Raw genomic sequence first — 8,027 nt, forward strand, 5'->3', positions numbered from 1 at the left:
ATGACCGCATGACCTTGCCTTCCCAGGCTCTTTGCGGCCAAGGTCAAACAACTTGGCAAAGCCGTGGTGGCCGCTTGATCAGGAGACCTGGCGCACAACCACACGACCGGTTCGGGGCACTTCGATCCGGAAGTGCTTCGCCTGCGTCACATTCTGGATAAGGGGCGGGCGAAAGCAGACCCAGTTTGCATGTCCGGCGTGACGCACGCTTTCATAACGGATACCGGCACGCGCGCCTTCATCACGGACGCGCCGTCCAAAAGCCTGCGCTACAGGGTAACTTGCATCGTCGGGATCATGATATTCCGGATGCGCTCCGAAAATGTCGACATAGTCTCCATCAAGGTCCGCCTTGTATTGGCGATACGTTTCGGATTTCTGCGTCAAGGCGCTCAGCGCGATCTCCTTGCGCAGCCCGTTGGCAACTCGCCACCTTCAGGTGCAGTCAGTACATTTCTGCCGCCGGTCGGGCTGAGTTCCTCTACGTTAGGATAAATGTTTCCAAAGGCGATGGCTATGCTCCCTCCAGAGCTGGAAAAGATGAACGGAGGTCAAAAGCGATGGCAAGAAAACCCAGTGCGCGCCGCAGGCAAACCCGGTCTTCTGGCGCGTATGCCAACCGAAACGTTTCTTGGGCAACGCGGCTGACTGAGAACGAAAGTGCGCAGCTCGATCTGAGACTGAAGGACCTTGGGTTCGGCAACCGGTCGGAGTTCTTGCGCGCTGCAATTCATCGCTACGGCGCATCCAGCAAAGACGACATCGCGATCTATCTTGGCGAGATTGGTCTGGCAGCGAACGAAATGGTGTATATAGCCGAACGCAATCGCGCGGAAAGTCAGCCCAAGGGGACGCGGCAGTTGGGCACCGCTGCACGGATACTGAGAGAGCTGCAAGCAAAGGTTATAGAGGCATTGGGATCAGAGCGGCGCCATATACCGCCAACTGTTGCGACACTTAAACTGGGCTCAAATTCAGCAGCAGATGCACCAGCTCCTGGCATAGAGCCAACTACCTCTGACTGATGCGCCCACATTTTAACCCACATACGAAAGCACGCACTGTTATCCTTTACGATGGCCGGGAAGGCGCGATCCCACTTGGCGGTACGCTGCCGCAGGGCGGCCCTATCAAGGCCTATCAGCAAGCGAGCCAAGTCGCTAAACTTGTCCCATTTTCGGCACCGCTGCTGCACATCACCCTGTCCTTGCCCCCTGAACGGTCCCTGACGCGCGCTGCATGGCAGGATCTGATCAAGACGATGCTGCGCCATATGGACATGCGGCCTGAGGCTATGCCTTGGGCGGCGTGGAAACACACAGATACGACGCAAGAGCATGCGCATATTGTCCTGATGCTGACGACCTTCACGGGCCGCGAGGTGCCGTTCAGAGCGTCCGAAGGGCTTTGTAATGATTTGCACAGACTGCACGCGCTGCGGCTCGGCTTGCCAATCCCTGCGTATTTCGAAGAAAAGGCTGCCGTACGGCAGCAATCCAGCATCCCCAAACGACGGGCGCGCGAGAGGGATATTCCCGCCGATTTGATTGACGATCTGAACTCCGTCTTTGCAGAATGCCAACCCCAGAGTGTGCACGCTCTCAACCGGGCTTTGGCCGCCAAGCCCGGCGGATATGAGATGCGGTCGGCGCGCAGTGACGACGAGCACGAATTTTACGAGTTTGTCGCGCCGAACCAAAAGACAATAAGCGCGTCACAGCTTGGCCTTGCTTGGAAGCCGCGCTTTGTGCGGCAGCGGTTCCGCCTTGCCAGACTGCTGGCCGAGCTTCGGCCCGTTCTGGAGTTGCAAGTCCTGCACAGGCTTTTTCGGAACAGGCTTGATCCAATATTTCAACGACAACAGGAGATCGCAGATGGGCGAGCCCAGCGTATCAGAGCCCGAGCTGAAAGAGCCGAAAATCCCGGAAATCCGTCCGCTGTTTCGCAAGGTGGTGGCCGGGCTGACGGACCTGACCAAGAAGTCGGAGAAGCACCAGGTCACGGCGGAAATGATCCAAGACGACGTGCGCGCGCTGCTTCCCTTGGCGGATCTGCTGCAGAACGGGGACCCGGATCGCCAAGATCTGGCCCAGAGGTTGGGCGCAATCTTGGACACGCTCGGGGATCTCGCGGCAGAGATGTCGTCGGACATGAGGCTGACCCGGGAGGTGATCTCCCAGGTCAGCAGCTCACAGGCGGGCCTGGAAAAGCGACTGTCGACAATAGAGGCGCGCCAGAGCGCGACCGAGGATCATTGGGCGCGTCTGTTCGCGATGTTGGACGATCAAGCCTGAGTGCAAGGGAATTCTACCGTCGCATGATGGTCCTCGTGCGCGATGCGGCTGGTGTCGAGCGCAGGCAAGTTTCAGACCGTTTTCGACGGATCAGGCTGACCTTCAGCGATGGTAGCGTCGTCGCGGCGACGGCACAAGACGTCGTGCTGCTTGAGGGTGGATCAGGGTCGCTTGCTGCGACCTTCGCGCTCGCCCATGCCGAAGCCTTTGATTGCGAGGCCTTGCCGCGCCTCGTGCCCGATGGCCGTATCTTACGTCGGGGTAGTCATGTTGTATTGTCCCTGAATGGTGACCGCGCGGCGCGGATGCGCGGGGACGCTTTGAGGCGCCTTGAGCCGGTCGTTCTATGGTCCGGCGCCTTTGGTCCGGATGCTGATCGTCTTCTGGCCGGTTTGGGCTTCTCGGCAAAGCTGAAAGAGCTTTCCGACGTGGCTCCCGAAAGGGCCAGTGGGGTCGTGCTCCTCCTTACGCAAAGTTGCATCGACGCGCTGGCCGAAGCGGATGTTACGTTGCCTGATCTTGCCGATCCGACGCCGTGCGTTTTTTTTCCTGATCTGACGGAGATGTCCTGGGGGCGCGCCAAGAAACGGATCGCGGCACTACAAGCGCTTGCCGCGCCTGAGATGGACCCCGATGAACGCAGCATGCGTGAAGACGACGGGCCGGGGATGTAACGATGCCATTGTGGATGGCGATAAAACCAGTCCTCATAGCGGGGAAATCCGCCTTCCGGCGATGCGCACCAGAGCCGTGTCCAAGGGAGGGTGTGCTCTTTTCTGGGATCAGAAATTTGCGCCAGACCCCACGGCGCCGGATAGGATGAATTCTAGGGCCCCGGACTTGCTCGACCTTTTCTGAGCGTTCGAGCGCGAGGTGCCGCTTGCGTGCTTTCATCAGTGGAATTTCAACGGCCATGGAAGTGGCGTTTCACTATCGAGAGGGAGCTTCCAGGGGGCAAGTTGAAAGCCGAGCGCTGTTCAGATGACGCCTAACGGTCTGCTGCCGCGGCACATGGCCCAGGAGGGCTGGCAGCAGCAGACCATTTCAGAAATTGCTCTACCGGTCACGCCTCCTTCTCCATCTGGGCCATTCGCTTCTCAAGGTCTTCGATTTCCAATTTGAACGAGGCAGTGACCCGTCTGTACCCGAGCCGCTCGGCGACGGCCTTTGGAACGCCGCCCGGAGAGGTCTGTGCGCACTCGCGGACCAAGCCGAGTTTTTCGGGCAGTGGCACCTCTTTCCAAGTCCGTTTTTCGCCCGCGATCTGCAAGCTGCGGAAGGACATCACGCCAACAGGATCCTGCCCAACGGGCCAGATTATCCACTCATGTTCTCCTATGGCAGTCTTGTTGCCGAGCGCGTCGATCACATGCGACAGCGTTTCCAATATCGTGCATCCGGTTTTGGCGAACCCTTGGGCGCGAGCAATTCGGTTGGTTAGGCGCTTACTGAGAATAGGTCCCTCAGCGGCCACGATCTGCCGGGCGGTTTCGATCAGGACTGGGCGGTGGGAAAGGTCGTGGAAGGTACTTGGCGCGACCTGAGTTTCCTTCTCAGGCGCGGTATTGCCGGGCATAGTGCTCTGCGGTTGTCGCGAGAGTGTGCGCTTGGCGAGATGTTGCTCGGTTGACGCGCGCGCCCTATCTTTGAAATCCCTCGCGTCGGCCGCAGGCACCCAGACTCCGACGCGTACTAAGCCTTGTGCTCGTTTCCTTTGATCTGAGGCTTGTGCTGCAGTGGCGTGCTTTTTTCGCTGCGCTCGCGACGTTTTGTGTTTCGGTTTCATCATGACGTTTTTCCCTTTGCATGTCTGATGAAAGCGTTGTGGGAATGTCTTGTGAAAAAACCAAATTTTTCTGAATGAGTTTCCTCCATGATGCGTGATCGTCCGCTGCGCTCAAACCGTCTGTCTGCGCCATATGGCTCGCGGCGTCGGTCGCTTAGTACTGAGGGCAGTGTTGATATCAGTACTGAGGGCAGTGTTGATGTCAGTGCTGAGAAAATCTCTGAAGTGTCAGGATCTATGCCTGCACACCTTCTCGCCTCAGGACAACGTATCGGGCACACCGCTGGTCATTGGCGTGAACAGCGGAGCAAAACGCGGCCGTGTTCGTGGTGGCACTGGAGGCTGTGCGCTGGTCTTCAAGTGCCTCGGAATTGCTCGACCGGCGCAGCGAGTGCCTGAGCGCGAGGTATAAGTTACGGGCCTTCATCAGTGTAATTTCGACTGCCACGGACGTGGCGTGTGACTATCGGAAGCGGGGCTACAAGAGGGTGATGCCCCAAGAACCTAGAACCGTTTACAGAATTCACCGTAGATGCAGTGCACCCAGCACCTTCGGGCCGCTATCCTCGTAGCCCTGATCCGCCCGGTGCTGGTACTGTGGAGCGACGCCCAGCAGGACGCCGCCAGGTGGTCGGCAACGATATTCGGATCCGGCCGTTGAGACCCGCCTGACGCTGGGCACGCGGGTCTCAACCGCTGCGCCGCGGTTCCGATCTTGTCAGGGGCAACGCCACTGCCCAAACCCTCAGTAATGGCTTTCTGCAAGACTTGGTGTTTGGCCCGTTCCACACGCAAATTCTTTAAGCCAGTTTAGTCCAGAAATGCCGCGCCGATGCACCGGTTTTCTCGCTTAACAGGGGTGATGTCCTCTCAGATGCCCAGTCAGTGCGCCTGCTAGCTACCCAATGACTGGGGTAGGCACAGGGGTTGGAAATTGGCAGTTGCTATATTTTGTTATATGTTGGTAAGAAGAGATTTAGATGAAAGGCGGGGCATGGCAAAAACAACCAGTATTTCCCTTGGGGATCACTTTACGGGCTTTATTGAGGCGCAGGTTGAATCCGGTCGCTTCGGCTCTGCGAGCGAAGTCGTCAGGGCAGGACTACGATCCTTGGAAGAACATGAAGCCAAGCATCAGGCTTTGCAGAAGGCCATCACCGAGGGTTTGAACAGCGGCGTAGCCGACGGGTTCAGCATGGATGCCTTGCAGCGGGAAATGGACAACGAATAGTGTCCACGTTCACGGTCAGTCGGGCCGCAGATGCCGATATCCGCAACATTGCCAGATACACTCAGGATACGTGGGGCAGGGATCAGCGGCGACGATATCTCGACGGGTTAAACCAGAAGTTCGACATATTGGCCGCGATGCCAGAGATGGCCGCAGAACGGCGCGATTTTCACCCGCCAGTCCGCATCCATCACTATGAGAAGCATCTGATCGTCTATGTAATCGCCGACGAAGGTATTTTGATCATGCGCGTGCTGCATCAGAACATGAATGTGACTGCGCAAATGTCAGGATAGGAGAACTAACAGATAAGGGGCTTATGCGCCAAAGAAACCAAGAAAACCTATCAAGTGACAGGAAAGACAACGGCATTGCCAAGTTGTTCGGCCATCGCGGTTTGGGTAGAGGTTGTGGCATGAATACGCCATCGACAATGCCACGCCTGAAAGGCTTCCGTTTCCCGCGCGAGATTGTCGCCTATGCCGTCTGGGCGTACCATCGCTTTGCGCTCAGCACGGCTGATGTCGAGGATCTGCTGGCAGAGCGCGGCGTCATCGTCAGCCGTGAAGCTGTTCGCCTTTGGGTCAATCGGTTTGGCGCGCATTTTGCCGCCTGCATCCGTCGGGATCGGCCGCGTCCAAACGACAAATGGCACCTGGACTAGGTCGTGATCCCCATCAACGGCGTGAAACACTGGCTCTGGCGGGCCGTCGATGCCAATGGCGATGCGCTGGATATACTCGTGCAAACGCGGCGAAATGCAAAGGCTGCCAAGCGTTTTCTGGCAAGGCTGATCGCGCAATTTGGCCAACCGCGTGTCGTCATCACCGACAAATTGCGCAGCTACATCAAGCCGAACGCCCGTCAAGCTCCGGGAGCGGATCACCGCGCCCACAAGGGCCTGAACAATCGCATCGAGGGCGCCCACCGACCAACAAGGCGACGAGAAAAGATCATGGGGCGATTCAAGTCGCCACGGCAGGCCCAGCGGTTCTTGTCATCACATGATCAGATCAACACGACATTCAAACCTCGCCGCTACCACCTTGCTTCTGCCTCATACCGCCACGCCCGATCAGATGCCTTGGAGCTCTGGAGCGCCTACACTCTCGAGATGACCGCATGACCTTGCCTTCCCAGGCTCTTTGCGGCCAAGGTCAAACAACTTGGCAATGCCGGGCCGATCCAAGGGAGCCACTCAATGACAAAGATAGCCAGGGTGGACGCGCGCCTTTTCAACGTGCCGTTGGCCGAGGTCCTCAGTGATGCCAAGCACGGAGATCACACACATTTCGAACTGATCACCGCTACAGTGACACTTGAAGACGGCAGCGAAGGCACCGGCTACAGCTATACTGGTGGTCGGGGCGGCCATGCGATTGTCGCCATGATCACACATGACCTTGCGCCGTTTCTGGTTGGGCGCGATGCCGAAGATGTTGAGGCGCTCTACGAGGCCATGCAATGGCATGTGCACTACGTAGCGCGGGGTGGCATCGCGTCCTTCGCCATCTCGGCGGTCGACATTGCGCTCTGGGACCTGCGCGGCAAGCGCACCGGTCAGCCGCTGTGGAAGATGGCGGGCGGCGCCGGCACCCGATGCCGCGCCTATGCCGGTGGGATCGACCTGAACTTTCCCCTACCCAAGCTTTTGGACAGCATTCGCGGCTACCTCGCGCGCGGCTTCGACGGCGTGAAGATCAAGATCGGCCAGCCCACGCTGGCGGAGGACGTCGCCCGCATCAAGGCGGTGCGCGAGTTGATCGGGCCGGACGTGACCTTCATGGTCGATGCCAACTACGCGATGAGCGTGGAGCAGGCCATCGAGGCCGCCCGCGCCTTTGAACCCTTCGACCTGACATGGTTCGAGGAGCCGACGATCCCTGACAACTACAAGGGCTATGGCCGGATTGCTGAGGCGACTGAGATGCCCCTGGCCATGGGTGAGAACCTGCACACGATCCACGAGTTCGAATGCGCCTTCGACAACGCGCGGCTGTCTTTCATACAGCCTGATGCCAGCAATTGCGGCGGCATCACCGGTTGGCTTCAGGTGGCCGAACTAAGCCGCAAGCATGGGCTCCCAGTTTGCAGCCATGGGATGCAGGAGCTGCACGTAAGCCTCGTTTCCGCGCAGCCCAATGCCGGCTGGATCGAAGTCCATTCCTTCCCCATCGACGAATACACCCGCCGCCCGCTGGTGGTCGAGGATCACATGGCCGTGGCCCCCGACATGCCGGGCACGGGCGTGGACTTCGACTGGGACAAACTGAACGCAGCACATGAGGACATGACCGCATGACCTTGCCTTCCCAGGCTCTTTGCGGCCAAGGTCAAACAACTTGGCAAAGCCGTGGTGGCCGCTTGATCAGGAGACCTGGCGCACAACCACACGACCGGTTCGGGGCACTTCGATCCGGAAGTGCTTCGCCTGCGTCACATTCTGGATAAGGGGCGGGCGAAAGCAGACCCAGTTTGCATGTCCGGCGTGACGCACGCTTTCATAACGGATACCGGCACGCGCGCCTTCATCACGGACGCGCCGTCCAAAAGCCTGCGCTACAGGGTAACTTGCATCGTCGGGATCATGATATTCCGGATGCGCTCCGAAAATGTCGACATAGTCTCCATCAAGGTCCGCCTTGTATTGGCGATACGTTTCGGATTTCTGCGTCAAGGCGCTCAGCGCGATCTCCTTGCGCAGCCCGTTGGCAAC

At 58.6% G+C, this 8,027-nt stretch carries 9 protein-coding genes and 2 pseudogenes; 8 read left to right on the top strand and 3 right to left on the bottom strand.

Translation table 11 applies throughout. From position 1 onward, the window contains the following. Window positions 1-78: 78 nt before the first annotated feature. A complete protein-coding gene (locus tag E2L05_RS19835) occupies window positions 79-387 on the bottom strand; it encodes an RES family NAD+ phosphorylase (protein ID WP_165971826.1) in 309 nt (102 codons plus the stop codon). Window positions 388-560: 173 nt separating this feature from the next. On the opposite strand from E2L05_RS19835, the gene E2L05_RS19840 reads away from it, so the two are divergent. From E2L05_RS19840 to E2L05_RS19850, 4 genes and pseudogenes are all read left to right on the top strand, one after another. Then, entirely contained in the window at window positions 561-1,025 is a 465-nt protein-coding gene (locus tag E2L05_RS19840; RefSeq protein WP_133344713.1) for a ribbon-helix-helix domain-containing protein, read from the top strand. Continuing rightward, window positions 1,025-1,366, top strand: a pseudogene (locus E2L05_RS21380) (relaxase/mobilization nuclease domain-containing protein); the annotation flags it as partial. The gene E2L05_RS19840 and the pseudogene E2L05_RS21380, both read left to right, overlap by 1 nt. A gap of 508 nt (window positions 1,367-1,874) precedes the next feature. After that, on the top strand, window positions 1,875-2,294 hold the full coding sequence (locus E2L05_RS19845; RefSeq protein WP_133344715.1) for a hypothetical protein: 420 nt from the start codon (window positions 1,875-1,877) through the stop codon (window positions 2,292-2,294). Between the two features lie 23 nt (window positions 2,295-2,317). Further along, window positions 2,318-2,968: a hypothetical protein gene (locus E2L05_RS19850; protein ID WP_133344717.1), complete on the top strand. Its 651-nt coding sequence runs from the start codon at window positions 2,318-2,320 to the stop codon at window positions 2,966-2,968. Between the two features lie 389 nt (window positions 2,969-3,357). Here the strand turns inward: E2L05_RS19850 and E2L05_RS19855 are convergent, their stop codons facing one another. Continuing rightward, window positions 3,358-4,083, bottom strand: coding sequence for a DUF3320 domain-containing protein (locus E2L05_RS19855; protein WP_133344719.1), 726 nt, complete (start codon window positions 4,081-4,083; stop codon window positions 3,358-3,360). 991 nt (window positions 4,084-5,074) lie between these two features. On the opposite strand from E2L05_RS19855, the gene E2L05_RS19860 reads away from it, so the two are divergent. From E2L05_RS19860 to E2L05_RS19875, 4 genes and pseudogenes are all read left to right on the top strand, one after another. Then, complete coding sequence (locus tag E2L05_RS19860) at window positions 5,075-5,311, top strand: type II toxin-antitoxin system ParD family antitoxin (RefSeq protein WP_133344721.1); 237 nt, start codon at window positions 5,075-5,077, stop codon at window positions 5,309-5,311. Further along, complete coding sequence (locus E2L05_RS19865; RefSeq protein ID WP_164687388.1) at window positions 5,311-5,607, top strand: type II toxin-antitoxin system RelE/ParE family toxin; 297 nt, start codon at window positions 5,311-5,313, stop codon at window positions 5,605-5,607. The genes E2L05_RS19860 and E2L05_RS19865 overlap by 1 nt, the downstream gene beginning before the upstream one ends. Window positions 5,608-5,726: 119 nt before the next feature. Further along, window positions 5,727-6,437, top strand: a pseudogene (locus E2L05_RS19870) (IS6 family transposase). 75 nt (window positions 6,438-6,512) lie between these two features. Beyond that, entirely contained in the window at window positions 6,513-7,613 is a 1,101-nt protein-coding gene (locus E2L05_RS19875) for a mandelate racemase/muconate lactonizing enzyme family protein (protein ID WP_133344725.1), read from the top strand. A 66-nt stretch (window positions 7,614-7,679) separates the two neighbouring features. On the opposite strand, the gene E2L05_RS19880 is transcribed toward E2L05_RS19875, so the two are convergent. Then, window positions 7,680-8,027, bottom strand: a 348-nt coding sequence (locus E2L05_RS19880) for an RES family NAD+ phosphorylase (RefSeq protein ID WP_133344727.1), incomplete at its 5' end; no start/stop codon positions are given.

It is taken from the genome of Meridianimarinicoccus aquatilis, from assembly GCF_004358675.1.
Classification (GTDB): Bacteria; Pseudomonadota; Alphaproteobacteria; order Rhodobacterales; family Rhodobacteraceae; genus Meridianimarinicoccus; species Meridianimarinicoccus aquatilis.

Coding starts and splice junctions, on each gene's coding strand:
- E2L05_RS19850 (WP_133344717.1), top strand. CDS start 2,318: ATGATGGTCCTCGTGCGCGATGCGGCTGGTGTCGAGCGCAGGCAAGTT.
- E2L05_RS19875 (WP_133344725.1), top strand. CDS start 6,513: ATGACAAAGATAGCCAGGGTGGACGCGCGCCTTTTCAACGTGCCGTTG.
- E2L05_RS19840 (WP_133344713.1), top strand. CDS start 561: ATGGCAAGAAAACCCAGTGCGCGCCGCAGGCAAACCCGGTCTTCTGGC.
- E2L05_RS19860 (WP_133344721.1), top strand. CDS start 5,075: ATGGCAAAAACAACCAGTATTTCCCTTGGGGATCACTTTACGGGCTTT.
- E2L05_RS19855 (WP_133344719.1), bottom strand. CDS start 4,083: ATGATGAAACCGAAACACAAAACGTCGCGAGCGCAGCGAAAAAAGCAC.
- E2L05_RS19845 (WP_133344715.1), top strand. CDS start 1,875: ATGGGCGAGCCCAGCGTATCAGAGCCCGAGCTGAAAGAGCCGAAAATC.